At 56.9% G+C, this 24,843-nt stretch carries 22 protein-coding genes and 1 pseudogene; 11 read left to right on the forward strand and 12 right to left on the reverse strand.

Annotated elements, in window-relative coordinates; all coding sequences use genetic code 11:
- Positions 1–78 precede the first annotated feature (78 nt).
- The 3 genes from BLT55_RS15415 to BLT55_RS15425 form a co-directional block, all read right to left on the reverse strand.
- Positions 79–726, reverse strand: coding sequence for a DsbA family oxidoreductase (locus BLT55_RS15415; protein WP_055001665.1), 648 nt, complete (start codon positions 724–726; stop codon positions 79–81).
- 52 nt (positions 727–778) lie between these two features.
- A complete protein-coding gene (locus BLT55_RS15420; RefSeq protein WP_074801404.1) occupies positions 779–1,771 on the reverse strand; it encodes an alpha/beta fold hydrolase in 993 nt (330 codons plus the stop codon).
- 122 nt (positions 1,772–1,893) lie between these two features.
- On the reverse strand, positions 1,894–2,640 hold the full coding sequence (locus BLT55_RS15425) for a uroporphyrinogen decarboxylase/cobalamine-independent methonine synthase family protein (RefSeq protein WP_055001664.1): 747 nt from the start codon (positions 2,638–2,640) through the stop codon (positions 1,894–1,896).
- A 106-nt stretch (positions 2,641–2,746) separates the two neighbouring features.
- Here BLT55_RS15425 and metR point away from each other — a divergent pair, with 106 nt between their 5' ends.
- Positions 2,747–3,664 carry a transcriptional regulator MetR gene (metR, locus tag BLT55_RS15430; RefSeq protein ID WP_055001663.1) on the forward strand — a complete coding sequence of 306 codons (918 nt, stop codon included), beginning with the start codon at positions 2,747–2,749 and terminating at the stop codon, positions 3,662–3,664.
- Between the two features lie 45 nt (positions 3,665–3,709).
- Here the strand turns inward: metR and BLT55_RS15435 are convergent, their stop codons facing one another.
- The 3 genes from BLT55_RS15435 to BLT55_RS15445 all read right to left on the reverse strand — a co-directional run bounded on the left by BLT55_RS15435 (position 3,710) and on the right by BLT55_RS15445 (position 5,641).
- Positions 3,710–4,120 (reverse strand): NUDIX hydrolase, encoded by a 411-nt coding sequence (locus tag BLT55_RS15435; RefSeq protein WP_055001662.1) that lies wholly within the window; start codon positions 4,118–4,120, stop codon positions 3,710–3,712.
- Positions 4,117–5,208, reverse strand: a complete 1,092-nt coding sequence (ddlA, locus tag BLT55_RS15440) for a D-alanine--D-alanine ligase (RefSeq protein WP_055001661.1) — start codon at positions 5,206–5,208, stop codon at positions 4,117–4,119. The genes BLT55_RS15435 and ddlA overlap by 4 nt, the downstream gene beginning before the upstream one ends.
- 151 nt (positions 5,209–5,359) lie before the next feature.
- Complete coding sequence (locus BLT55_RS15445) at positions 5,360–5,641, reverse strand: type B 50S ribosomal protein L31 (RefSeq protein ID WP_055001660.1); 282 nt, start codon at positions 5,639–5,641, stop codon at positions 5,360–5,362.
- Between the two features lie 296 nt (positions 5,642–5,937).
- On the opposite strand from BLT55_RS15445, the gene BLT55_RS15450 reads away from it, so the two are divergent.
- The gene (locus BLT55_RS15450; RefSeq protein ID WP_055001659.1) at positions 5,938–7,074 is read left to right on the forward strand and encodes an OpgC domain-containing protein; all 1,137 of its coding nucleotides are present in this window, start codon (positions 5,938–5,940) and stop codon (positions 7,072–7,074) included.
- Positions 7,075–7,333: 259 nt separating this feature from the next.
- Here BLT55_RS15450 and BLT55_RS15455 read toward each other — a convergent pair whose 3' ends face one another.
- Positions 7,334–8,056, reverse strand: a complete 723-nt coding sequence (locus BLT55_RS15455) for a hypothetical protein (RefSeq protein ID WP_223862739.1) — start codon at positions 8,054–8,056, stop codon at positions 7,334–7,336.
- Between the two features lie 205 nt (positions 8,057–8,261).
- Here BLT55_RS15455 and BLT55_RS15460 point away from each other — a divergent pair, with 205 nt between their 5' ends.
- From BLT55_RS15460 to BLT55_RS15485, 5 genes and pseudogenes are all read left to right on the forward strand, one after another.
- Entirely contained in the window at positions 8,262–8,528 is a 267-nt protein-coding gene (locus tag BLT55_RS15460) for a hypothetical protein (RefSeq protein WP_169790204.1), read from the forward strand.
- 86 nt (positions 8,529–8,614) lie between these two features.
- Positions 8,615–9,188, forward strand: a pseudogene (locus BLT55_RS34785) (hypothetical protein); the annotation flags it as partial.
- Positions 9,189–9,325: 137 nt separating this feature from the next.
- The gene (locus BLT55_RS33980) at positions 9,326–9,964 is read left to right on the forward strand and encodes a hypothetical protein (protein ID WP_223862740.1); all 639 of its coding nucleotides are present in this window, start codon (positions 9,326–9,328) and stop codon (positions 9,962–9,964) included.
- Between the two features lie 86 nt (positions 9,965–10,050).
- A complete protein-coding gene (locus BLT55_RS15480; RefSeq protein WP_007247761.1) occupies positions 10,051–11,028 on the forward strand; it encodes an IS5 family transposase in 978 nt (325 codons plus the stop codon).
- A gap of 235 nt (positions 11,029–11,263) precedes the next feature.
- On the forward strand, positions 11,264–12,241 hold the full coding sequence (locus BLT55_RS15485; RefSeq protein ID WP_007247761.1) for an IS5 family transposase: 978 nt from the start codon (positions 11,264–11,266) through the stop codon (positions 12,239–12,241).
- A 361-nt stretch (positions 12,242–12,602) separates the two neighbouring features.
- On the opposite strand, the gene BLT55_RS15490 is transcribed toward BLT55_RS15485, so the two are convergent.
- Together BLT55_RS15490 and BLT55_RS15495 are read right to left on the reverse strand one after the other, a co-directional pair.
- The gene (locus BLT55_RS15490; RefSeq protein WP_055000425.1) at positions 12,603–13,505 is read right to left on the reverse strand and encodes a hypothetical protein; all 903 of its coding nucleotides are present in this window, start codon (positions 13,503–13,505) and stop codon (positions 12,603–12,605) included.
- A 579-nt stretch (positions 13,506–14,084) separates the two neighbouring features.
- Complete coding sequence (locus tag BLT55_RS15495; RefSeq protein ID WP_007247761.1) at positions 14,085–15,062, reverse strand: IS5 family transposase; 978 nt, start codon at positions 15,060–15,062, stop codon at positions 14,085–14,087.
- Positions 15,063–15,270: 208 nt separating this feature from the next.
- On the opposite strand from BLT55_RS15495, the gene BLT55_RS15500 reads away from it, so the two are divergent.
- The 3 genes from BLT55_RS15500 (at position 15,271) to BLT55_RS15510 (ending at position 19,724) form a co-directional block, all read left to right on the forward strand.
- A complete protein-coding gene (locus tag BLT55_RS15500) occupies positions 15,271–18,279 on the forward strand; it encodes a transglycosylase domain-containing protein (protein WP_055001688.1) in 3,009 nt (1,002 codons plus the stop codon).
- A 90-nt stretch (positions 18,280–18,369) separates the two neighbouring features.
- On the forward strand, positions 18,370–18,960 hold the full coding sequence (locus BLT55_RS15505; RefSeq protein WP_055001689.1) for a PadR family transcriptional regulator: 591 nt from the start codon (positions 18,370–18,372) through the stop codon (positions 18,958–18,960).
- Entirely contained in the window at positions 18,957–19,724 is a 768-nt protein-coding gene (locus BLT55_RS15510; protein WP_007248768.1) for a siderophore-interacting protein, read from the forward strand. Before BLT55_RS15505 ends, BLT55_RS15510 begins: the two co-directional genes overlap by 4 nt.
- A gap of 15 nt (positions 19,725–19,739) precedes the next feature.
- Here BLT55_RS15510 and BLT55_RS15515 read toward each other — a convergent pair whose 3' ends face one another.
- Positions 19,740–20,399, reverse strand: coding sequence for a Pr6Pr family membrane protein (locus BLT55_RS15515; RefSeq protein WP_055001690.1), 660 nt, complete (start codon positions 20,397–20,399; stop codon positions 19,740–19,742).
- Between the two features lie 72 nt (positions 20,400–20,471).
- The gene (locus tag BLT55_RS15520; RefSeq protein WP_007248770.1) at positions 20,472–20,699 is read right to left on the reverse strand and encodes a VF530 family protein; all 228 of its coding nucleotides are present in this window, start codon (positions 20,697–20,699) and stop codon (positions 20,472–20,474) included.
- A 444-nt stretch (positions 20,700–21,143) separates the two neighbouring features.
- Here BLT55_RS15520 and BLT55_RS15525 point away from each other — a divergent pair, with 444 nt between their 5' ends.
- Positions 21,144–23,564 carry a glucose/quinate/shikimate family membrane-bound PQQ-dependent dehydrogenase gene (locus BLT55_RS15525; RefSeq protein WP_055001691.1) on the forward strand — a complete coding sequence of 807 codons (2,421 nt, stop codon included), beginning with the start codon at positions 21,144–21,146 and terminating at the stop codon, positions 23,562–23,564.
- Between the two features lie 34 nt (positions 23,565–23,598).
- On the opposite strand, the gene BLT55_RS15530 is transcribed toward BLT55_RS15525, so the two are convergent.
- A protein-coding gene (locus BLT55_RS15530; RefSeq protein WP_167359962.1) for an IS3 family transposase occupies positions 23,599–24,839 on the reverse strand; the annotation gives its coding sequence in 2 pieces (ribosomal slippage) (positions 23,599–24,488 and positions 24,488–24,839; 1,242 coding nt in all).
- Positions 24,840–24,843: the final 4 nt, after the last annotated feature.

Raw genomic sequence — 24,843 nt, forward strand, 5'->3', positions numbered from 1 at the left:
ACCTCGACTATCGTGCGACGCTCCGCGTCGGCATGCCGTTCTGGACGCTCCGCGTCCGATCCGTGAGCAGGCAGCGAGTTACTTTGACTCGCTGAGCATCTGCCGGATCGCGCTGACGAACACGTCAACCGGCTGCCCGCCCGAAACGGCGTACTGGTCATTGAAAACCATGGTCGGCACCGAAGTGATGCCTCGCGACGTCCAGAGTTGTTCGGCTTCGCGGACTTCGGCGGCGTACTCGTCGCTGTCCAGAATCGCCTGAGCACGCAGACGGTCCAAACCCACCTTCTGCGCCACGTCCGCTAGGGTTTGGTGATCGGAAGGGTCTTTCAGCTCACTGAAATACGCCACAAACAGCGCTTGCTTCAACGCGGGCTGCTTGCCTTCCTGTTCGGCCCAATGCAACAGACGATGTGCATCGAAGGTGTTGTAGATGCGTCGCTCGCCCTTGCCAAACGTGAACCCCAGCTCGGCACCGCGCTCACGGATCGTCTCGTGAATGGCGTCGATCTGGTCAGGCGTGGAGCCGTATTTCTCGGCGATGTGCTCTTTGATGTCCTGGCCTTCGGCAGGCATGTTCGGGTTCAGCTCGAAGGGCTGAAAATGGATCTGTGCCTGCACCTCATCGCCAAGCACCTCCAGCGCCTGATCGAGTGCGCGCAGGCCGATGACGCACCAAGGGCAGGAAACATCGGAAATGAAATCGATCTTCAGTGCAGTTGCCATGACGGGCCTCGTTCAATCAACAAAGGCCACACGATACACCTCTGCCGCTGCCTTACAACTGAGCCAGGCTGCGGCCGTCTTCGTGCTGGGCTTTCAGGTACGGCAACACTGCGCCCAGCAGCGGCGCCTTGAACGCCTCCTGAAAACGGTGCGCCAGCCCCGGAATCAGGCGCAGTTGGCTGCCCTGATTGTGCGCAGCAACATGCACGCCGTGCATGACCGGCAGCAACGGGTCAGCAGTGCCGTGAACCACCAGCACCGGCAGACGCAGACGATTCAGCAACTCGACGCGACTGGGCTCGGCAAGAATCGCCATGATCTGACGTTTGACGCCTTCAGGGTTGAACGCCCGGTCATAGGAAACCGCAGCCTGATGCAGCAACTGCTCGCGATCATCCTTGACCTGCGGGCTACCCAGCGCGGCAAGCAGATCGGCCTGCTGTTCGATGGCCACTTCCCGATCAGGCGCGCCACGACGTGCCAGCAATTGCATCAGTGCTGCGCTGGGCATCGGCAGCCCCTGGGCGCCGGAACTGGTCATGATCAGCGTCATACTTTCCACGCGCGACGGAGCCATGTCGGCCAGATGCTGGGCAATCATGCCGCCCATGCTCGCACCCAGTACGTGGAACTGGCGAACCTGCAACGCATCCATCAGGCCCAGCGCATCGTCGGCCATGTCGGTCAACGAATAAGGCGCCGACACCGGCAAGCCGAGCTTGTAGCGCAGCACTTCGAACGTCAGGTTGGCGTCAGTCGGCTGCTGCACCCAGGTAGACAGACCGACGTCGCGGTTGTCATAGCGGATGACCCGGTAACCCTGCTGACAGAGCGCGACCACCACTTCGTCCGGCCAGTGGATCAGTTGCCCACCCAGACCCATGATCAGCAATAAGGCAGGGTCGGATTCGCTGCCGATACTTTGGTAGGCAATCCGAACTTCCTTGAGGTCAGCAAACTGCACAGGAGCATTGACATCACAACGATCGGCCGCAAACGACGGCAAGCCGCACAGAAGCGCGGCCAGAAAAATTAAAACCCGCATGAAAAACACCAAAAAACAGATCCCCAGTAAGCCGCGAGTCTGATGATGTTTTGCCAAGCGCGCTGCCACAGTTACGTGACAGTTTGATGAATGGCGCCGAGCGGTCGTTAAACCGTTTCGGACTATGCGGCGGCCTGATCGGCGACCATGAGGTTTTCACCGAAGCGGGCACGCGCTTCCTGCAGCGATTCATGCCCCCAGCCTTCATGCCGGGCGCACTCGCCCAGCGACAGCACCTTGTAGGTTGGCAGGCGATCGAATACCGAGGCCAGTTGCTCAGGCACGCTGACACTGTCCAGATGCAGGCCTGCGACCGGCAACAGCGCTGCAACGCCAAGATTGCAACGCAGGTCGCCGTTATACGTGGCCACCAGCTTCTTCAACGGCGAATACTGAAGGATGTGGTAAGCCCGCTCGAAAGCATTGGTCCATGCCAGCGGCAAGTCCAGCGCCAGGATGGGTTCGTCGACCTGCACCCACTCGACGCCTCGCGCTGCAAGACGCCCGAAAATTTCGCCATAGGCGGGCAACAGTTGTTCCAGCAACTCGAGCCGATCGATTTCACGGCCTTGAACCTCACCCAGCCAGAGCAGCGTCAGCGGGCCAATCAGCGCCGGCTTACGGCCGTGTTCACAAGCCTCTTTGACGCTGGCCAACAGTGGCTGCCAGTTCGGTTGCACGCGTTGGCCGAGGTTCAGCTGCGGCACCAATTGTGGATGATGTGCACGCAGCCAGGTGCGCAGGTGTGCACCAGACATGTCACCGCCCGTCGATACACCCTGATCTTCTTTCCAGAAAGCCTGCATCGCTTGCTGCAATGCTTGATCGGCGCCAATGAGCAGACATTCAGCGTGTGGGGTCAGGGCCATGATGCGTCCTCCATAAAAGATGGCGCTATTGTCGACAGCCGACCCATCATGAGACAAACTCATTTTTTTCGTGTTGATCACAAATACTATTCATGGAGCCGTGACGGTGCTTGAAATACGCCACCTCAAAACCTTGCACGCCCTGCGCGAGGCCGACAGCCTTGTGGAAGCTGCCGAACGCCTGCACCTGACGCAGTCGGCGCTTTCCCACCAGTTCAAGGAACTGGAAGAACGCCTCGGCATGCCGCTGTTCGTGCGCAAGACCAAGCCGGTGCGCTTCACCAGCGCCGGCCTGCGCTTGCTGCAATTGTCCGACTCGCTGCTGCCGCAACTGCGCAGCGCCGAACGCGACATTGCCCGGCTGGCGGGCGGTACGGCGGGCCGCTTGCACATGGCCATCGAATGCCACAGCTGCTTTCAATGGTTGATGCCGACCATCGACCAGTTCCGCGATGCCTGGCCGGAAGTCGAACTGGACCTGTCGTCCGGCTTCTCGTTTGCGCCGTTGCCCGCGCTGGCGAGGGGCGATCTGGATCTGGTGGTGACATCGGACCCGCTGGAATTGCCCGGCATCACTTACGTGCCGCTGTTCACCTACGAAGCCATGCTGGCGGTGGCCAATCAGCATACGCTGGCCAACAAGCCCTACATCGTTCCGGAAGACTTGCTCACTGAAACGCTGATCACCTACCCGGTCGAGCGCGACCGGCTGGACATCTTCACGCGTTTTCTGGAGCCCGCCGATATCGAACCCGCGCAGGTTCGCACCTCGGAACTGACGGTGATGATGATGCAACTGGTCGCCAGCGGCCGTGGCGTGTGCGGCATGCCTCATTGGGCGCTGCATGAATACAGCTCACGCGGCTACGTGAAGGCCAAACGGCTGGGAGAGAAAGGGCTGTTCGCGACGCTCTATGCCGGGATTCGCGCCGACATGCTCGACGCGCCGTACATGCGCGACTTTCTGCTGACCGCCAAAGACACATCGTTCTCGACGCTGGACGGTGTGAGCGTGGTTCGATAGTGAATCGCTCGGCGAAGGGTCGCTCTTAAAGAAAGCGACGCTGACTCAGATAACGTCCGTTTGCCGCTGGCGATACAGCGGCAAAATCAAATCACGGGTCAATGGGGCCAGATGCAGATCAGGATGACTGTCCGCCCCCACCCAGACCACTTCTTCGATCTCGGCGGCGGGCAGCACGTGCGCATCGGTTTTGACTTCATACAGCTGACAACGAACCTCGAAACCCGGCTCGTTGGCCGCCGGTGCCGCGAACTCGCCTAGAAACGTTGCTTGCTGCGGATCGATAATCAGCCCGAGTTCTTCTTCAAGCTCTCTGGCCAGCGCCAACGGTGCCGGCTCGCCGGGCTCGATCTTGCCGCCCGGCTGCATGAATGCCTGCGTGCCACGCTTGCGCACCAGCAAGGTCCGCCCATCTGCGCCGATCAACAGCGCTGCCGCGATGCTGATGATCTTCATGCGAATATCTCCGTCTTCAACAACCGCGCTTCGTCCGCACGCTCCAGCGCCAGCACAATCAGGCGATGGATCAGTTCGGCGTAACTCAGCCCGCTGGCCTGCCAGAGCTTGGGGTACATGCTGATGGAGGTGAAACCGGGCAGCGTGTTGACCTCGTTGATGATGATCTGCCGCGCGTCGGTGACGAAGAAATCGACCCGTGAAAGCCCTGCGCAACCCAGCACCTTGTAAGCCTGCAACGCGACGTCACGCACCTGATCACTCAGATCGGCAGGCATTTCGGCAGGGATGGCGATGCGCGCCTGATCGCCATTCAGGTATTTGGTGTCGTAGGCATAGAATTCGTCGTTGGCAATGACCTCGCCACAGACACTGACCTGCGGCTCGTGGTTGCCCAACACGGCGCATTCCACTTCCCGGCCGACGATGCCCTGCTCGATCAGCAGTTTGTGATCGAACTCGAAGCCCAGCGCCAGTGCGGCGGCGAAACCCGCCTCGTCAGACACTTTACTGACCCCGACCGACGAACCCTGATTGGCCGGTTTGACGAACATCGGCAGGCCCAGTTGCGCAACCGCGTCGGCGAAAGCGAGGGTTTCACCACGGATCAGCACCAGGAACGGCGCAACCGCGATGCCCGCGTCACGCAGCAGACGCTTGGTTACGTCCTTGTCCATGCACGCCGCAGACGCAAGCACATCAGCGCCCACGAATGGAATGGCCAGCATCCGCAACAGGCCTTGCAATGCACCGTCTTCACCAAAAGCGCCATGGATCAGCGGGAACACCACGTCGATACTGGCCAGCGGCTTGCCCGTTTCAACCTCGACAAGCTGCCCGCCCGTGCTGCCGGGCAGCAACGACAACTGCTTGCCTGAACCGCTCAGCTTGATCTGCGCCGGGTCATTGGCGTTGACCAGATAATCGGCCTCATCGAAGCGCAACCAGCGGCCCAGCTTGTCGACGCCGATCAGGGTCAGCGCGTAGCGTTCGCGATCAATCGCATTGATCACGTTGCGTGCCGACTGCAACGAAACCTCATGCTCGCTGGATTGCCCACCAAAAACGATGGCGACTGACTTTTTCAAAGCGGCTACTCCTGTTTTTCAGGCCGCGAAGATAAAAGCAATGCCGCCTGTTAGTCCAGCAGAGGATTGCCCGGACAGCGGAATTTCAGGCAAAAAAATCCCGGTCGCGGGCAATCCATGTGGAGTGCACGCGACTGGGAAGTCAGAGCGCTCATTGAGCCGCTTCGGCGTCTTTCCTGGCGCCTGAGCCGAAGGTGGCGAAACGCTTGTTGAAACCGGCGATCCGGCCTTCATTAGTGGTCTTGCGCTGCTGCCCGGTGTAAATCGGGTGCGAGGCGCTGGAGACGTCGAGCGCCACATAAGGATAGGTCGTGCCGTCGGTGTGCTGATGCGTCCGGTCGGTGTCGACGGTTGAGCCGATCAGGAAGTAAGCGTCGGCGGCAGTGTCGTGGAACAACACGGTGCGGTAGGCAGGATGGATATCGAGTTTCATGGCGATCTCTCCGGTGAGTTGAATACAATCGTTATACAGTAACATAACACTGGATGAGAATGATTGCTGTTGATTGCCGACATTACTGCCCTTGATCGCACCTGCGCGCTTGGCTGCTGTCCCCTGGCAACCTGCTTCTACTTGGGCGCCAGAGACATTCTGTAATAGCCAGCCTTTGCAATTTGCAACATAGAACGGCACCCTGCCGCGCCGCCGAACGTCACTGGTCGACGGCCTGGAACCTGAGCCCTCTGCGGACGATCTTCAATCATTAGCACTTTCAAGAGTCCACCGTTATGACTAACGGACGCGATCACCGAATCGACTTCTTTCGTGGCCTGGCGTTGATCTTCATATTCTGGGATCACGTGCCGGACAACCCGTTGGCGCAACTGACCTTGCGCAACTTCGGCTTCAGCGACGCCGCGGAGGTCTTTGTTTTCCTCGCGGGCTACGCGGCAATCATGGCCTATGGGCGCATCGCCCGACGCGACGGCATGCTGGTGGCTGGCGTGCGGATTCTGCGCCGCACCTGGGTGCTGTATGTGGTGCACATCTTTTTGCTGACCCTGCTGATGGGTATCGTGTTTGTTGCCAATAACCATGTCGAGACCCGCGACATGGTTCAGCAGATGGGCCTCGAATACTTCGTCGGTAACCCGCAACAGGCACTGGCCGACGAACTGCTGCTGCGCTTCAAACCCAACCTGACCGACCCGCTGCCGCTGTACATCGTCCTGCTGCTGACCTTGCCCCTGATATTGCCGTTGATGCTGCGCAAACTCGAAGTGGCGGTCGGCCTGTCGATTGCCCTGTACCTGATGGTGCCGCTGTTCGGCTGGAATCTGCGCGCCTACGAAGGCGGCGGCGTGTGGTACTTCAACCCGGTAGCCTGGCAGTTGCTGTTCATCCTCGGCGGTGCCTGCGCGTTGCGCAGCGAAACATCGACGACACCGGCGCGCCCGCCTCTGCAGCAACAGCCGCTGTTCATAATGGCCGCCGTCTACGTGTTGATCGCCGGGGTCCTGACCTTCAGTGAAAAATGGCCCGGGCTACACGCCACACTGGTATCGGCCCTGCACCTCGACAGCCTGTATCCCATCAGCAAGACCGACCTTGCGCCGGCTCGTTTGCTGCACTTCCTCGCACTGGTCTACGTCGTCGCGCAACTGCTGCCGACCTCAGGCAACTGGCTCGAAAACTGGCCCGCCCGTCAGATCTGTCGCATGGGGCGTTATTCACTGGAAGTTTTCTGTCTGGGCGTGTTGCTCGCTCCGCTGGCAGACATGGCAAATGCACTGGCCGGCGATACGTGGCCGATGCAGGTGACGACGGCGATAGCCGGGTTGGGATTGATGATGCTGATGGCGAACGGGTTGGAGTTGAATAAGCGCTTGGGTAAGTATCAGAGTCACGTAGCCGTTCAAAATTGAAAACATGAACGCAAAAAAACTGGCAAAAAATTTGCCAGTTTTTGAGATTTTATTTATGGGGTGCTGCTGACTAGATTCTGATGGCAGATATGACCGACTTGCCCCCTGTCAGGGTAAGGAGTATGGATCCCCGTGTTTCCAGCATAAAAGCTGTTGACCGTCCAACGGCCTTCAAAATATTGGGTGCGCCAAACATGTGTCCCCCTGTCTTTTTCAGTAAAAATACCCGCATCGTTGCCGCCGACACAGCGACCAATATCTACGACTGTCCGAACTTTTCCCAATGCGTCAGTCTTACCAAGCCACCCAATCGAGATTTATCAGACGCTGGCAGATCGAACGAGTATGAAGCAATGCCTCCTTCCAAAGGCTTTCCAGTCGAGTCAGCCATGTCGATCTCCAGGACCACCTTACTTATCCCTTGGGCAGACAGCGGCCCCAGCGTGGACGCATCAGGAGGTATTCTCGACATGCCGAACGGCTGATCTCGCAAGCGCGCATAAGTGACTTTTGGAAACGAACCCAGTATCAGACCGTATATGGAATCTTTCTCAAACGGTTTCACTTCGTTATGAGAAATCCGAGCAATCACATCTTGGCCAGGCGCCAATGAAGAAAGCACAATTTTCTGACCACTGGCAATTGTATTCCATTTGAAGCCATCGTGAATCTCCAGTTGCAGCGATCCGGACAGATGCCCTTGAATCAGTACCTTCTGCCCGCGAAATGCAGTGAATCCATAGTAATGGCTGTCCGCCGCACTTACTAAAAAATCCTTGATTATATTAAGTTTGTCAGGGAGCACTGTATATTTTGGCTCCACAGACTCCGCTTCTCCTGACTCATTAACACGCCCAAAACCCTCCGATCCGTATACCTGATTTAGGGTGTCCTGATGCGGTTCTTGCGCTATTGCGAGCGGGTGTAATACGAACGTCAGCAACGAGAAAATCAGAATTTTTGCCATTTTTTGGTTGTTCATAAAATTCTCCTGTTATTAGTAAAACTCACTAATCAGGACGTAATAGAAATAATACCAAGCGGTCAACCACAAATCGAAAAATAAAGAAACCTCCTACAAAATAATTAAATTCTCTATTTTTGGGAATATTCCTACAGCTTTATCAGCAAAAGTTTTTTTCAAGCATGCCGTTAATAACGGTTGACCATGAAAAAACAGGTGCACAATGAATATAACTCCGAACTACATCACCGCACAGGAATGGCAAAGCCTGTTTGAGAAAAAAGACCCTGCTGTCTTGGTTCCTATGACCAAGCTCTCCATCGAACCAGAACCAGCAAAACAGCGTGACCCGAACGCTGAGTTTTACCGCAAGGAGGAAACACCTTGGTTTGCCGGATACAAGAAATCGGAAGACGGCCGCGCCGCGCTAGAAAACATGCTTGAAGAAACAGCGACAGCTATTAAAAACGAGTATTTAAGGAAGGTCTGAAAAAGCCTTTTCTTCAAAAGTCGAAGCCAGTAAATACAGGCGCTCCAGCCCGGTTCCTCTCCAAAAAAATGGGCTTTTTCAGAGGATACTTAAAAGCCGAAGTCAAACAATTTGATAAAACAATATACCGCATGTTTGATGATTATCATGAATTCAAAGAGCAACTTCGCTACTTGAACCCTGAGCTGTCAAAAAAGCATTTCGGCTTTACCTTGGGAGGCGCTGATTTATTCGATTTTTCGTCCCTGCAACGCTCTGGAGGCCTTGATTTATCTGGGGGCAACAGCTGGGTTTTAGAATAAATCAGCGTCTCCCTTGGGGTTTAATGAGCAGATTCAGGTGACCGATCCCGACGAGGTGCTTACCCCTGCTGAATTTACGTACCTGACAGAGGCGCTGAACTCGCGGGAGCAGCTGAAGGATGATTTGAAGGCCCATGCAAAAATCGTGATGGGCCTGCTTGATCACTATTCGGAAAAATTTGACAGCCAGTACAAACTCAATCTGGAAAACTACAGCAAAGTCATCGACTACGGGCAAATATTCAGCCGTAATCATATTGGCAACTATATGGACACCATTATCTATCAGATTGAGCGCAATGCGCCAAAGCATGAGGACGAGGAAGAGCGAAAGCCCTTGGTCGATATTCATGCTTGAGCGACTCCGGCAGGATTCAGCCGTGACGCGGATCACATAACGCCATTCCCTCGGATTTTTCCCACATAGTTATCAGCCCAAGTTTTTCCTGAATTTGCCGTTAACCAAAGTACTCACTATTCAGCAAGGAGCTCGATATGAACATCCCCCCAGCAAGTATCACGCGGTTGAATTCTCTGATACCCGTCCCGGCTTCCGCGCGAACGACACCATTGGATACTTTGCCTGAAACCAAATCTACACTAAGCACAAAAGAAGCGGCTGCAAAAGCATTTTATACACGTGAGGATCAGCCATGGCTAAACAGACCTTATCGATATACTGATCACACCCAACCAGAAGTAAAAACCGAAATACGCTCGATGACCAAGCAAGAATACATTGAGGATGCCTATGCTTGGTCCGGCCTTATGTCAAGAATTGAGTCAGATCACCTTAGCAAATTCAGAAATGAACTCATGGAGTTACGTCCCGATTTGGCGGGCATTAATTTCAGTTACACGCTGGGTGACGACGCAGAATTGAAAATCATCAACCTTGACGGAAAACTTGGTGAACACGAATTAAAGTTTCTTACCGATGCAATCAACAAAAAAACAGATTTTAAAGAAGCTGCACGCGAACATGCAAAAATAATAATGACGCTTGTGGACCATGACACAGAGACTTTTAGGGAGACGCTGATTTATTCTAAAACCCAGCTGTTGCCCCCAGATAAATCAAGGCCTCCAGAGCGTTGCAGGGACGAAAAATCGAATAAATCAGCGCCTCCTTAGGGAGGCGCTGCAAAAATAGCCAACTGTCCCCACCCTTGGCACACTAAGTTCCTTCAACAGCCTCCCTCTCCGTGAGCGTTACGCGCGTGCAGAAGACCTTCTCCGAACTCGAATATACCGGCAAGAAAAAGCAGACTCGCCGAGATCGCTTCCTGGCTGACCTTGAACAGTTGGTGCCCTGGGCCCTGCTGGAGGCGCAAGTGGCGCCGTTTTATAGCAACACCGCAGGCAAGCGCGGACGCCCTGCGATAGGGGTGTCGCGCATGTTGCGCATGTACGTCGTGCAGCAGTGTTTCGGTTTCTCCGATGAAGGTTGCGAAGATGCCGTCTACGACAGCCAGGCCATCCGCGGTTTTATGGGTATCGACCTGGGTCGCGAGTCTGCACCGGATGCCACCACCTTGCTGCGTTTTCGCCGCTTGCTGGAAGTCCATCAGCTAACCCGGCTGCTGTTTGAAACGATTAACCAGCATCTGGCCAGCCGGGGGCTGCTGCTCAAGGAAGGCACTATCGTCGACGCTACTCTGATCGCCGCGCCGCCCTCGGTCAAGAACCGAGAAGGCAAGCGTGATCCTGAGATGCATCAGGCCAGGAAAGGCAATCAATGGCACTTTGGGATGAAGGCCCACATTGGTGTAGACGCCACGTCGGGGCTGGTGCACAGCGTAGTAGGGACGGCCGCTAACGTGGCGGATGTCACCCAGGTTGGCCAGTTGCTTCACGGTGACGAAACCTATGTTTCGGGTGACGCTGGATACACCGGTGCGGCCAAGCGACCGGAGCATGCTGAACGGGACGTTATCTGGTCGATTGCAGAACGGCCAAGCAGTTACAAGCAGCACGGCGAAGGCAGCGTGCTGTATCGGGTCAAGCGCAAAATTGAATATGCCAAGGCGCAACTGCGTGCCAAGGTCGAGCACCCCTTCCAGGTAATCAAGGTGCGCTTCAATCATCGCAAGGTTCGCTACCGTGGGCTGGAAAAGAATACAGCGCAGTTGTTCAGTTTGTTTGGGTTGGCCAATCTGATGCTGGCCAAGCGGTATTTACAACAGACGGCAGGATAAATCCGTCTGAAAGGCGGGACTGGCCCGCCTTTCAGCAAAATGAGGGCAGAAATCTGCTCGAGAAACGTAAAATAAGGCCGGCAGGTTGAAAAAAACCGGCTTGGAAATGGGGACGGTGCGAACGGGTTAATTGTTCAGCGTCTCCTTAGGGAGGCGCTGCAAAAATAGCCAACTGTCCCCACCCTTGGCACACTAAGTTCCTTCAACAGCCTCCCTCTCCGTGAGCGTTACGCGCGTGCAGAAGACCTTCTCCGAACTCGAATATACCGGCAAGAAAAAGCAGACTCGCCGAGATCGCTTCCTGGCTGACCTTGAACAGTTGGTGCCCTGGGCCCTGCTGGAGGCGCAAGTGGCGCCGTTTTATAGCAACACCGCAGGCAAGCGCGGACGCCCTGCGATAGGGGTGTCGCGCATGTTGCGCATGTACGTCGTGCAGCAGTGTTTCGGTTTCTCCGATGAAGGTTGCGAAGATGCCGTCTACGACAGCCAGGCCATCCGCGGTTTTATGGGTATCGACCTGGGTCGCGAGTCTGCACCGGATGCCACCACCTTGCTGCGTTTTCGCCGCTTGCTGGAAGTCCATCAGCTAACCCGGCTGCTGTTTGAAACGATTAACCAGCATCTGGCCAGCCGGGGGCTGCTGCTCAAGGAAGGCACTATCGTCGACGCTACTCTGATCGCCGCGCCGCCCTCGGTCAAGAACCGAGAAGGCAAGCGTGATCCTGAGATGCATCAGGCCAGGAAAGGCAATCAATGGCACTTTGGGATGAAGGCCCACATTGGTGTAGACGCCACGTCGGGGCTGGTGCACAGCGTAGTAGGGACGGCCGCTAACGTGGCGGATGTCACCCAGGTTGGCCAGTTGCTTCACGGTGACGAAACCTATGTTTCGGGTGACGCTGGATACACCGGTGCGGCCAAGCGACCGGAGCATGCTGAACGGGACGTTATCTGGTCGATTGCAGAACGGCCAAGCAGTTACAAGCAGCACGGCGAAGGCAGCGTGCTGTATCGGGTCAAGCGCAAAATTGAATATGCCAAGGCGCAACTGCGTGCCAAGGTCGAGCACCCCTTCCAGGTAATCAAGGTGCGCTTCAATCATCGCAAGGTTCGCTACCGTGGGCTGGAAAAGAATACAGCGCAGTTGTTCAGTTTGTTTGGGTTGGCCAATCTGATGCTGGCCAAGCGGTATTTACAACAGACGGCAGGATAAATCCGTCTGAAAGGCGGGACTGGCCCGCCTTTCAGCAAAATGAGGGCAGAAATCTGCTCGAGAAACGTAAAATAAGGCCGGCAGGTTGAAAAAAACCGGCTTGGAAATGGGGACGGTGCGAACGGGTTAATTGTTCAGCGTCTCCTTAAAGGACTCTATGGTCTTAGCCTGATGAATTTTCAGGATGTTATAGATTTGGGCCTTATAGGGGCCAGCAAAAAAAATGACCCACGCGAGATATGGATAAACCAGGTCAAGCAAAATGCGGACAAGAAAGAAACATCTTACGTAGACATACGAGCCTGACAGTCAAGAAGACGCTCTGCACCCGGGATATTGGACAGAGCGTCTTCTTCATGAGTTAATTTCTAGACCAATTTATCAGCCAACGCTTGCAAATGTGTCCAAAATTGTAAACGTATGGCTTATCAGCCAAGTTTTCCAACAGCCTGTTTACAGCCCAGTAATCTCCCACTTCGTAACGAGTGCTCCACGTATTTTTTCCATTGCTGTAATGAACAAAATTATCTGCGAGCCGCCCCCCCTCACAGCCTTCAAATGTCAGCAACTGCATTATTTTTCCTGAGCCATCTGAAATGTACTGCTCCCCTTCTCCACCCTTTCTGATGCTCAGATAAAAGTCTAAAACACCCCCCTCCAGTGGCACCCCTACACTGTCAGTGAAAGTCGCTTCCAGCATCGCTTTTGTAAAAGCCTGCGTAGCTAGAAACGCAGGCGTCGTCCGGCCATGCGGAATTGGTAAAAACCCTTCTTCATTATGCAGGTCATACCTCATGTGCGGGTAAGAACCGAACACCACGCTGTAATCAACACTGTCAAACCTGGCTCCTTCGGTCGCAAGAATGCGTATATTCACCTGCGAACCGGCATTCAACCCACTGATTTTCTCTGCTCCATTATGACGCTTGGCCTGCCACTCCCCGCCATCCACCTGATACTCCAGCCTCCACGTCTGGTTGTACTGGTGGTCAGGGGTCGCGATCAGTACGTTCTGCCCACGTACCGCAGTAAACTCATACTGATGAACCGCCGTGGTGCTTTCCAGAATTTTATTGATCTGATGAATTTTATCCGTCAACACGACCGGAACGGAATTGCCTGTAGCTGGAGCAGTCTGCTCTTGAGGCGTCGGTTGCTCGCTGGCAGTAGGCGCGCCCTCTACTTGCGCCGTCGCATGGCAAGACATTGCCAATAGCAATCCAGACACAAACGCGCGACCCGCCTTGTTTTTCTTGTTTTTCATCTTCCTGATCTCATTAGTAGTTATTAATTACGCAGGGCATCATTGCCACTGACAAACCCGGACGTAATCAGTTGTTAGACCCAAGATCAAGCGATACAAAAGATTATCGGAAACCTCCTACAAAATAGTTAAATCAGATGCTTAACTTCCTACAACTAGGTAGCCGCTGATTTATTCTAAAATCCAGCTGTTGCCCCCAGATAAATCAAGGCCTCCAGAGCGTTGCAGGGACGAAAAATCGAATAAATCAGCGGCTCCCTAACGCTTTAACAACCTGCTGCGCAGAAACTTTCAGGTCAATAAAACTCTTGCTGTAGGACACCTGACTTAGGGAGGCGCTGATTTATTCGATTTTTCGTCCCTGCAACGCTCTGGAGGCCTTGATTTATCTGGGGGCAACAGCTGGGTTTTAGAATAAATCAGCGTCTCCCTAAGGAGACGCTGAACAATTAACCCGTTCGCACCGTCCCCATTTCCAAGCCGGTTTTTTTCAACCTGCCGGCCTTATTTTACGTTTCTCGAGCAGATTTCTGCCCTCATTTTGCTGAAAGGCGGGCCAGTCCCGCCTTTCAGACGGATTTATCCTGCCGTCTGTTGTAAATACCGCTTGGCCAGCATCAGATTGGCCAACCCAAACAAACTGAACAACTGCGCTGTATTCTTTTCCAGCCCACGGTAGCGAACCTTGCGATGATTGAAGCGCACCTTGATTACCTGGAAGGGGTGCTCGACCTTGGCACGCAGTTGCGCCTTGGCATATTCAATTTTGCGCTTGACCCGATACAGCACGCTGCCTTCGCCGTGCTGCTTGTAACTGCTTGGCCGTTCTGCAATCGACCAGATAACGTCCCGTTCAGCATGCTCCGGTCGCTTGGCCGCACCGGTGTATCCAGCGTCACCCGAAACATAGGTTTCGTCACCGTGAAGCAACTGGCCAACCTGGGTGACATCCGCCACGTTAGCGGCCGTCCCTACTACGCTGTGCACCAGCCCCGACGTGGCGTCTACACCAATGTGGGCCTTCATCCCAAAGTGCCATTGATTGCCTTTCCTGGCCTGATGCATCTCAGGATCACGCTTGCCTTCTCGGTTCTTGACCGAGGGCGGCGCGGCGATCAGAGTAGCGTCGACGATAGTGCCTTCCTTGAGCAGCAGCCCCCGGCTGGCCAGATGCTGGTTAATCGTTTCAAACAGCAGCCGGGTTAGCTGATGGACTTCCAGCAAGCGGCGAAAACGCAGCAAGGTGGTGGCATCCGGTGCAGACTCGCGACCCAGGTCGATACCCATAAAACCGCGGATGGCCTGGCTGTCGTAGACGGCATCTTCGCAACCTTCATCGGAGAAACCGAAACACTGCTGCACGACGTACATGCGCAACATGCGCGACACCCCTATCGCAGGGCGTCCGCGCTTGCCTGCGGTGTTGCTATAAAACGGCGCCACTTGCGCCTCCAGCAGGGCCCAGGGCACCAACTGTTCAAGGTCAGCCAGGAAGCGATCTCGGCGAGTCTGCTTTTTCTTGCCGGTATATTCGAGTTCGGAGAAGGTCTTCTGCACGCGCGTAACGCTCACGGAGAGGGAGGCTGTTGAAGGAACTTAGTGTGCCAAGGGTGGGGACAGTTGGCTATTTTTGCAGCGCCTCCCTAGCGCCCATCCACACTTCACCTCGTTTCAGTCTGAAATCCGTCAGACATTTTCCCCCGTTATCCTGACCAGCGTCTAAGCTGAGCTCAGGGGCGTTTACTGGATGACCGGACGATCGACTATGGGCGTATTTCGGCATTCCGATAGCAAGCAGGATGTGATGGCAGCCGACCGTCAGGATGACCCACGCACGCCGAAGCGACCGCGTCGCAGGCGATATGGGTGGTGGCTGTTCTGGGGGATTGTGGTGGCGGGTGGGGTGGCGCTGGGCGTTGCGGTGGCGATGGAAAGTCGCAGCTCCAGATTGCAGGCGCGGGAATTCAGCCGTTTTGCGGCGAACCTGAGCTACTCGATGCAACCCGGGGCAGGCAATGAGGTGATTTATCCCGGTGACGGGCCGATCGACAAGCGTCTCGGCTATTCATCGCTGGATGAGTTTTTGCCGCGCCTGCTCAAGCGCGACTACGTGATCACGCGTCAGACACGCTTTTCACCCGAACTGCGGCGCTACGTGCAGCGCGGTTTTTTCGTGCCTTACGAGGAAAAAAGCCAGGCCGGGCTGTCGATCACTGACTGCCGGGACCCGCAGCAGCCGCTGGCCAACCCGGCCGTGGACTGGCCACGCTTTGCCAAGGCCGCCTGGTCGCAAGTGGCAAAGGTATTTGCCCTGCCCGGTCAGTCCGCCGGTGGCAGTACGCTGGCGACTCAACTGGAAAAATACCGTCACTCACCTGACGGGCTGACACAGTCCGGCTCGGAGAAACTGCGGCAGATGGTGTCTGCCAGCGTGCGTGCGTACCAACCCGGTGAGCAGACCCTCGCGGTACGCCAGCGGGTGGTGCGCGATTATCTGAACAGCGTGCCGCTGTCTGCGGTGCCGGGGCATGGTGAGGTGCATGGCCTGGCGGAAGGGCTGCGGGTCTGGTTCGGGGTGGATTTCGCCAAAACCAATGAGCTGCTGGCTTCGAGCCCCACCGATCAGAAGAGCCTGGCCGACAAGGCGCTGGCGTTGCGCGAGGTGCTGTCGCTGGTGATCGCGCAGCGTCGTCCGTCGCATTATCTGGCCAAGGGCCGTGCAGAACTGGCTGAGCTGACCGACAGCCACATCCGCCTGCTGGCCCAAGCCAATGTCATCGACAAGCCGCTGGCCGATGCCGCGCTGAAAGCAACGGTCACCTACCGCGACTGGGCGCAGCAGCCGACGATTCAACCCATCGAAACCAACAAGGGCATCAGCGTCGCGCGTACCCGGCTGTCGAACCTGCTCAATCGCCCGCTGTATGATCTGGACCGCCTTGATCTGTCGGCCACCAGCACGTTGCACGGCGAACTGCAGCGCAGCGTCAGCCAGTACCTGCGTGATCTGGCCAACCCTGAATTTGCCGCAAAAGTCGGCCTGATGGGCGAACGCCTGCTGACCCCGGCCAGCACGACACAGGTGCGTTACAGCTTCACCCTGTTCGAACGCGGCGCAGATGGTTCGCGGGTCAGGGTGCAGACCGACAGTACCGATCAGCCGTTCGACATCAACGAAGGCAGCAAGCTGGAACTGGGCTCTACCGCCAAGATGCGCGTACTGACCACTTACCTGGAAATCATTGCCGAGCTGCACGGGCGCTATGCCGGCATGAGCAATGCGCAGTTGCGCAAGATCCCCGTCGAAGACCCCGACCGGCTCACTCGCTGGGCGGTGGACTACCTGTTGCAGAACAGCGATCGCGATCTGGCGAAAATGCTCTCCTCGGCATTGGACCGAACCTATTCGGCAAGCCCCGCCGAGGCCTTCTTCACCGGCGGCGGCATGCACCGGTTCAATAACTTCCGACGGGAAGACAACGAGCGTATTCCGACCCTGCGCGAGTCGCTGCGTGAATCGATCAACCTGCCGTTCATTCGCCTGATGCGCGATGTCGTGCGTTACAGCACCTATCAGGCGCCCAATAACAGCGCTTCGCTGCTCAAGGATGATGACAACCCGCGCCGTCAGGAATACCTGAGTCAGTTTGCCGACCGCGAAGGCACCGTGTTTCTGCTGCGCTTCTGGAAGCGCTACAAGAACAAGACCACGCAGGAGCGGCTGGATACCTTTCTGGACGGCATCCATCCGACGGCGATTCGCCTTGCTGCCGTGCATCGCTACCTGTTACCGGGTGCCGATCAGGCTACGTTCAATGCGTTCGTGCGCGCCCATCTGGAAGAAACCCGGACGACGTCGAAACTGACCGACAAGCGCCTGGCCGAGCTGTACACCAGCTACGCTCCGGGTGCTTACAACCTGCCCGATCAAGGCTACATCGCCCGGGTTCACCCACTGGACCTGTGGCTGGTGGGCTACCTGCTCAAGCACCCGGAAGCGCAATTCAAGGATGCAGCGGCGGCCAGCCGTTTCGAGCGTCAGGAAGTCTACGGCTGGCTGTTCAAGAGTCGCCACAAGGGCGCACGCGACAGCCGGGTGCGGACCATGATGGAAGTCGAAGCGTTTCTGGACATCGAACAACGCTGGCAGCGGGTGGGTTACCCGTTCGACCACCTGGTGCCCTCGCTGGCGACGGCAATCGGCAGCTCGGGAGATCGTCCGGCGGCGCTGGCCGAGTTGATCGGCATCATCCAGAACGACGGCATCCGTCTGCCGCCGGTGCGTATCGACAGCCTGCATTTCGCCGCCGACACCCCTTATGAAACCGAGCTGGCCATCAACCCCGAACTGGGTGAGCGGGTCTTGCCGTCGGAAGTCGCCGCAGCCATGCGTGAAGCCTTGTCGCAAGTAGTGGACGGCGGCACGGCCAAGCGCGTGCAAGGCACGTTCAAGATGCAGGACGGCAGCGTGCTGGCGATGGGTGGCAAGACCGGCACGGGTGATAACCGGATCGAGAGCATCGGCGCGGGCGGACGCATTCTCAGTTCCAGAGCGATCAACCGGACTGCGACCTTCGTGTTTTATATCGGCGACAACCACTTTGGCGCATTGACCGCCTTCGTCCCGGGACGCGCTGCCGAAGGCTTTCGCTTCACCTCGGCACTGCCGGTGCAGGTGCTCAAAGGCATGGCACCGATCCTGACGCCGTATCTGGAAAACCACGGGCAAGCCATGTGCAACACCCGGTTACCCGAGCCGCCCAAAGGTGCCTGACGCGTCAGTGACCGTTCGTCTTCATCGCTTGCGATTACGTTTAGATATATCTTAAGGTATATCTAAACGTGTCATCAGAGATGAAAAAACATGCGTGAAGACAAACACCTTGCCCATTACCGTCCGCCGCACCTGCGTGAAGCGGGCGAAGACCGTGACGGTTTCGAAAAACGTCCAGGCCGTGAACGCGGCGGCCGAGGTCCACGGGTCTTTGCCCCCGGTGATCTGAAATTACTGCTGCTGGCGCTGATTGCCGAGCAGCCCGCCCACGGCTATGACCTGATCCGCAGGATCGAAGGCCTGTTCGACGGCGCGTATTGCCCAAGCCCAGGTGTGATCTACCCGACCCTGACGTTTCTCGAAGAAAGCGAAATGATCAGTGGCGACGCTCAGGCCGGCAAAAAACTCTACACCGCCACTGACGCGGGGCGCAGTTCGCTGCTGGATCAGGCCGTTGCCCTGGAAGGCGTGCGTACGCGCATCGACGTCAGCAAGCGCTCGTTGCGCGGCCATGACCGCCCGCCAGAGATTCACGAAGCGGTACACAATCTGCGTCACGCCATGCATATGCATCATGGTCGCTGGAGCCCGGAAGAAATCCTCCGCGTGAGCGAGCTGCTCAATACCACCGCCAAGGCCATCGTTGACGGGCCTCAACCTGCATCGGAGGCTTCTGTATGAATTCGCCACAATCGATCCACCGCGTCATGCACGAAATCAAGCGCCGCAAGCTGGAAGTCCTGCGGGTCACCGACCTGACTCCACTGATGCGCCGCATCACCTTGCACGGGCCGGAACTGACAGGCTTCATCAGCCTCGGGACCGATGACCACGTCAAATTGTTCTTTCCGCAAACCGCGCAAGAGCATGCAGCGCTGGAAGACCTGACCGTCAGCAGCGACAAGGACGCACCGCGCCCACCGATGCGCGATTACACCCCGCGCCGCTACGACGAAACCAGCGGCGAACTGGACATCGATTTTGTCCTGCATGGCGAAGGTCCGGCTGCCACTTGGGCTGCACAGGCCGAACCGGGGCAGTTCCTGCACATTGCCGGGCCGCGCGGCTCGATGGTCGTGCCGGACATGTTCGACAGTTATCTGCTGATTGGCGACGAGACCGCTATTCCGTCTATTGCCAGGCGTCTGGAAGCATTGCCCGCCAACCGTGCGGCACTGGTGGTGGTCGAGGTCGCCAGCCAGCAGGAACAGCAGACGTTGCAGAGCGAAGCGCAGGTCGATGTGATCTGGGTCGTGCGGGGAGAACAGAACCTGGTGGACGTTGTGCGCCGCCTGGAAATGCCTGAGGGCAAGTTGTACGCGTGGGTCGCCACCGAGTCCGGTTTGTCACGCAAGCTGCGGCGGGTACTGCTGGACGAGTTCGGTCTGGAGGAAGACTTCGTCAAGGCTGCCGGTTACTGGAAAGCGGACGACAGCGAGGAGTGAGCCCCGCCGGGCGACTCATGCCTGACGACGAGCCGCCCATTGGTCGATCCCGACCAGCAGCAGCGCGATCAGTACGAACCCGAGCAGCACGCCCAGCGCGTTAATGAACGCGTTCAGAAAGCCGATCGTGCCGACGTCGATGAACGGGTACATGTAGTCGCCGATCATGTCGCCGCGCAGCAGCACGTAGGCAAAATACACAACCGGATACATCGCCCACAGCGCAATATGTTTAAAACGCAAATGGCCTTTGGGCACAAACAGCCACCAGTACAGAACGAACCCCAGCGGCATGACGTCATGCAGCAGTTCGTCGGTCACCCACTGCCAGCCCTGTGGATGCCACAGGTGGCGTAACAGAATGTTGTAAGCCAGGCCGACCAGCGCAATGCTCACCGCAATGCCTGCACACACCACCGGGTGACGGAAAAACCGATGGCCCGCCGATTGGCGCTCGGTCAGCGCGCAGCTCAAAGCAACCGCCACGAGGGTGTTGGTGAGCACGGTGAAGAAACTGAAAAACCGCACCAGACCGCCCAGCAGGCTGGCGTGATCGGCATAGCGCCCGATGAAAATCAGGTAAAGCTGAATCACCAGCCCTGCCCAGCCCAGACACGCGCCGACCAAGGCGTAATAGCGCTGTCCCTGCGCACGTTGCGGATAGTCGCTGTGCATCGATCTGTTTCCTTGAGTTCCGGCGTCCGTGCCGGGCTTTTATGGCGATGCTGAGCGCTTTGACAGGAACGGCTACCAGCCTTTGCCGCGATGCAGCTTTACATACAGCGCTTCGACCTTTTCGCGTGCCCATGGCGTCTTGCGCAGGAAAGTCAGGCTGGATTTGATGCTCGGATCACTCTTGAAGCAACGGATATCGATGCGCTCGGCCAGCCCGGACCATTCGTAGTGTTCGACCAGCGCCCTGAGAATCTGCTCCAGCGTAACGCCGTGCAGCGGATCGGAATTAGCTGTTGTCATGTTGAACCTTGAAGCTGATGAAGAAAAAATCGTACCTGAACAGATCATCGCGACCGCTCGCGGACTTCCAGAAGTCTGCCATTGTAAGCGCCGCGCTTTCATAAAACACATCCCGCTTAACGCACTGTTACGGCCGTCGCAATGATCCATGTCATGTTTAAAGCTTTTCGAGAGATCGTTAGCGCCCTATCATTGTCGTTTACGGATTAAACATCTTGCCTCTTACCGAGGTTTCTTCGAGTAAACGTCGATGCACGAATTCAAACCGCCAGGGTCTACGATTCAATGACCGTGGCAGGCCGGTCGCACCACTGCGTTGTGCGTGGTGCGCTGAATTCGACTGTCGGTGATTCGTTTGAATAAGCAGCTGCAAGGAATGACGCCAGGGTAGGCGATGCATACGAACAAGATATCAATCACTTACTTCTCGCGGAGATTCATTTTATGAGCACTGACGGTGCTTCAAATAGAAATCGCCTGTTGCCGAGCCTGCTCGGGCTGGTGATCCTGCTGATGGGGCTGGCACTGCTGATCGGCGGTGTCCGGCTGCTGCAACTGGACGGCTCTCTTTATTACCTGCTGGCGGGTATCGGTTTTGCAGTGACCGGCGTGCTGCTGATCAGCGGACGCCCTGCCGCGCTTGGCCTGTACGCATTGCTGCTGTTCGCGAGCACGGTATGGTCGTTGTGGGAAGTCGGTCTGGACTGGTGGCAACTGGTGCCACGTCTGGCGTTGTGGTTCGCGCTCGGCATCGTCTTGCTGCTGCCGTGGTTCCGTCGCCCGTTGCTGCTCAAGGGCCCGGCGCGTATGGGTACCGGTGCATTGAGCATCGCGGTCGTGCTGGCCGGTCTGACCGCGCTGGCGAGCCAGTTCACCAACCCTGGCCGCATCGAAGGCCAACTGGATCGCGAAACTGCCGGCACCACCAACACCGCTCCGGCCATGCCTGACGGCGATTGGCAGTCGTACGGCCGCACCGCGTTCGGTGATCGCTATTCGCCGTTGGCGCAGATCACGCCGGAAAACGTCAATAAGCTGGAGCCGGCCTGGACCTATCGCACGGGCGACATCCCAAGGCCGAATGACCCGGGTGAAACCACTGCCGAGAACACCCCGCTCAAAGTCAACGGCATGCTCTATGTGTGTACGCCACACAGCCAGGTGATTGCCCTTGATCCGGATTCGGGCAAGGAAATCTGGCGCTTCGATCCGAAGCTCAGCACCCAGAACGCCGCCAACTTCAAAGGTTGGGCGCACATGACCTGCCGTGGTGTGTCTTACCACGATGACGCCGCGTACGCTGCCAGCGCTCCGGCACAAAGCCCGGCTGCGCCAGCGGCTGACAGCACTGCCACGGCGAGTGCCTGCCCGCGCAGGATCTTCCTGCCGACCGCCGACACCCGTCTGATCGCGCTGAACGCCGATACCGGCAAGATGTGCGAAGACTTCGGCAACAAAGGCTCGATTGATCTGACGGCCAATATGGGAACTTTCGCACCGGGCGGCTACTACTCTACGTCGCCACCGGCAGTGACCAAAGACCTAGTGATCATCGGTGGCCACGTCACCGATAACGTTTCCATGGACGAGCCATCCGGCGTGATCCGTGCGTATGACGTACACACCGGTCGCCTGGTCTGGAACTGGGACAGCGGCAACCCGGAAGAAACCGCTCCGATTGCCGATGGCAAGATCTACACCCGCAACTCGCCGAACATGTGGTCCATGTTCAGCGTCGATGAAAAACTCGGCCTGATCTACCTGCCGATGGGTAACCAGACGCCTGACCAATGGGGCGGCGACCGTACCAAAGAGTCCGAGAAGTACAGCGCTGGCCTGGTTGCACTGGACATCGCAACTGGTCGTGTACGCTGGGACTTCCAGTTCACTCACCACGACCTGTGGGACATGGATGTGGGCGGTCAACCGACACTGCTGGACATGAAAACGGCTGACGGCGTCAAGCCTGCGGTGCTGGCATCGACCAAGCAGGGCAGCATCTATGTGCTGGACCGCAGCACCGGCCAGCCTATCGTGCCGATCAACGAGGTACCGGTTCCGCAGGGCGCTGTTGCAGGTGACTGGACCTCGCCGACACAACCCAAGTCCGAGCTGAACTTCATGCCGCCTCCGCTCAAGGAACGCGACATGTGGGGCGTGACGCCGTTTGACCAGATGATGTGCCGGATCGACTTCAAGTCGCTGCGCTACGACGGTCCGTTTACGCCGCCTTCGCTGCAGGGTTCGATTGTTTATCCGGGTAACTTCGGTGTCTTCGACTGGGGCGGCATTTCGGTCGATCCGGTGCGTCAGATCGCCTTCGTCAACCCGAACTACATGGCGTTCCGCTCGAAGCTGGTGCCTTCCGCTGAAGTGGAAGGCGGTCCGGGTCGCAAGAGTGAAACCGAAGGCGTACAGCCGAACAAGGGCGCACCGTATGGCGTGATCCTCGAACCACTGCTCTCGCCGATGGGCCTGCCTTGCCAGACGCCAGCGTGGGGTTATCTGGCAGCGGTCGACCTGACGACTCACAAAACCATCTGGATGCATAAAAACGGTACGGTGCGTGACAGCTCGCCGCTTCCGCTGCCGCTGACCATGGGTGTCCCAAGCCTGGGAGGTCCGTTCATGACCGCCAGCGGTCTGGCCTTCATGAGCGCTACGCTTGACCAGTACCTGCGTGCTTACGACGTGCGTAACGGTAAGCAATTGTGGGAAGCCCGCCTGCCAGCAGGCGCGCAAACCACCCCGATGACTTACACCGGCAAGGACGGTCAGCAATACGTGCTGGTCGTGGCCGGCGGTCACGGTTCGCTGGGTACCAAACAGGGTGACTACGTGATGGCGTTCAAACTGCCCAAGTAAGGTGGTGTTGAGGTTGTCTAGTCCTGAAATAGGTTTACACCTGTTTCACGCTCAAAAACGCCCGATGCACCGCATCGGGCGTTTTGTATTTCAGGGATAAGTGTGGTCGCTCCCCATTGTAGATCTGCACCGATTCATCCACCATTTTCACTGCATCTGCCAAGTCTTTAGGCCGATGGAGTAGAAACTCGGTCTTCAAAATTCCGTTTATTCGCTCGGCCATAGCGTTCTGGTAACAGTCATAACCATCAGTCATCGAGCACCGGATTTCATGCCTGGTATGCAGCCGCTGATAGAGGTCGGAACAGTACTGGGCACCGCGATCTGAATGATGAATCAGCATCTGATCGGTTTTTCGCTCTCCTACCGCTTTTTCCAGTGCCTTTATCACCGACTGGGTATGCAGGCTTTCATGCACATGATGACCAACGATCTTGCGTGAGTACGCATCTGTCACAAGGCTCACATAGGCCACGCTTTCCTGTGTAGGCAGATAGGTGATGTCTGCAACCCAGACCTGTTCGGGTCCATTGGCCACGACTTGTTCAGGACCTGCTTTGAGCAGGTTGGGGTGGCGGCGAAAGCGATGATGACTATGAGTGGTCTTGTGATAAGCCCGTTTGCGCGGAACCAGCTCGCGCGCATCACGAAGGATGGTAAACAGACGGTCTCTACCCACGCACAACGACGCAGGAGCTTCGACGCTCATCAAGTAGTGCAGCTTGCGCGTTCCCAGCCTGGGCTGGCGACGCCGCTTTTCCAGGACGAAGTCCACCACCTCTTGGTCTTGGCGGACCTTCGCGTCAAAAGCGCGATTACGCTTGTAATACGCTTGACGCGAAATACCCATGAACAGGCAAGCCCTGGTAATGCTCAGGTCTTGGATTTGCCCTTGCGAGAGGACTTGCCGGGTCGCTTTTTTACGATGGAAACACCGTAGTCATTTTTCAAGACGTTCACGACAGCTTCAAAGAACTGGGCCTTCTGATTGCTCAGCACCAGCTGTTCTTCAAGCTCTTTAATCCGCTGCTCAGGTGTCGGCGGGAGTGTTGGCTCGGTCATGGACCTGTTCCTCGGCTCTCGAATTGATGCGCCTTGGCTCCAATCCTGTCGACCGTGCTTTCGTAACCAGACCAGCACCGTCGACCGGCCTTGGATGCCATAGCGTCGCTGGGCTTCTTTATAACTCAACTCGCCTTTTTCAACCTGATCTACGACCGATAATTTAAAGGCTAGCGTGTAATCGCGCTGGCTGCGCCTTTTGCCCGAATTCATTGAG

It is taken from the genome of Pseudomonas cannabina, assembly GCF_900100365.1.
In the GTDB taxonomy this organism is placed as follows: Bacteria; Pseudomonadota; Gammaproteobacteria; order Pseudomonadales; family Pseudomonadaceae; genus Aquipseudomonas; species Aquipseudomonas cannabina.

Excerpts from the sequence above, each read along its gene's own strand:
- BLT55_RS15415 (WP_055001665.1), bottom strand. The coding sequence starts at position 726 with ATGGCAACTGCACTGAAGATCGATTTCATTTCCGATGTTTCCTGCCCT.
- BLT55_RS15420 (WP_074801404.1), bottom strand. The coding sequence starts at position 1,771 with ATGCGGGTTTTAATTTTTCTGGCCGCGCTTCTGTGCGGCTTGCCGTCG.
- BLT55_RS15425 (WP_055001664.1), bottom strand. The coding sequence starts at position 2,640 with ATGGCCCTGACCCCACACGCTGAATGTCTGCTCATTGGCGCCGATCAA.
- BLT55_RS15435 (WP_055001662.1), bottom strand. The coding sequence starts at position 4,120 with ATGAAGATCATCAGCATCGCGGCAGCGCTGTTGATCGGCGCAGATGGG.
- BLT55_RS15445 (WP_055001660.1), bottom strand. The coding sequence starts at position 5,641 with ATGAAACTCGATATCCATCCTGCCTACCGCACCGTGTTGTTCCACGAC.
- BLT55_RS15450 (WP_055001659.1), top strand. The coding sequence starts at position 5,938 with ATGACTAACGGACGCGATCACCGAATCGACTTCTTTCGTGGCCTGGCG.
- BLT55_RS15455 (WP_223862739.1), bottom strand. The coding sequence starts at position 8,056 with ATGAACAACCAAAAAATGGCAAAAATTCTGATTTTCTCGTTGCTGACG.
- BLT55_RS15460 (WP_169790204.1), top strand. The coding sequence starts at position 8,262 with ATGAATATAACTCCGAACTACATCACCGCACAGGAATGGCAAAGCCTG.
- BLT55_RS33980 (WP_223862740.1), top strand. The coding sequence starts at position 9,326 with ATGAACATCCCCCCAGCAAGTATCACGCGGTTGAATTCTCTGATACCC.
- BLT55_RS15490 (WP_055000425.1), bottom strand. The coding sequence starts at position 13,505 with ATGAAAAACAAGAAAAACAAGGCGGGTCGCGCGTTTGTGTCTGGATTG.
- BLT55_RS15500 (WP_055001688.1), top strand. The coding sequence starts at position 15,271 with ATGGGCGTATTTCGGCATTCCGATAGCAAGCAGGATGTGATGGCAGCC.
- BLT55_RS15505 (WP_055001689.1), top strand. The coding sequence starts at position 18,370 with ATGCGTGAAGACAAACACCTTGCCCATTACCGTCCGCCGCACCTGCGT.
- BLT55_RS15510 (WP_007248768.1), top strand. The coding sequence starts at position 18,957 with ATGAATTCGCCACAATCGATCCACCGCGTCATGCACGAAATCAAGCGC.
- BLT55_RS15515 (WP_055001690.1), bottom strand. The coding sequence starts at position 20,399 with ATGCACAGCGACTATCCGCAACGTGCGCAGGGACAGCGCTATTACGCC.
- BLT55_RS15520 (WP_007248770.1), bottom strand. The coding sequence starts at position 20,699 with ATGACAACAGCTAATTCCGATCCGCTGCACGGCGTTACGCTGGAGCAG.
- BLT55_RS15525 (WP_055001691.1), top strand. The coding sequence starts at position 21,144 with ATGAGCACTGACGGTGCTTCAAATAGAAATCGCCTGTTGCCGAGCCTG.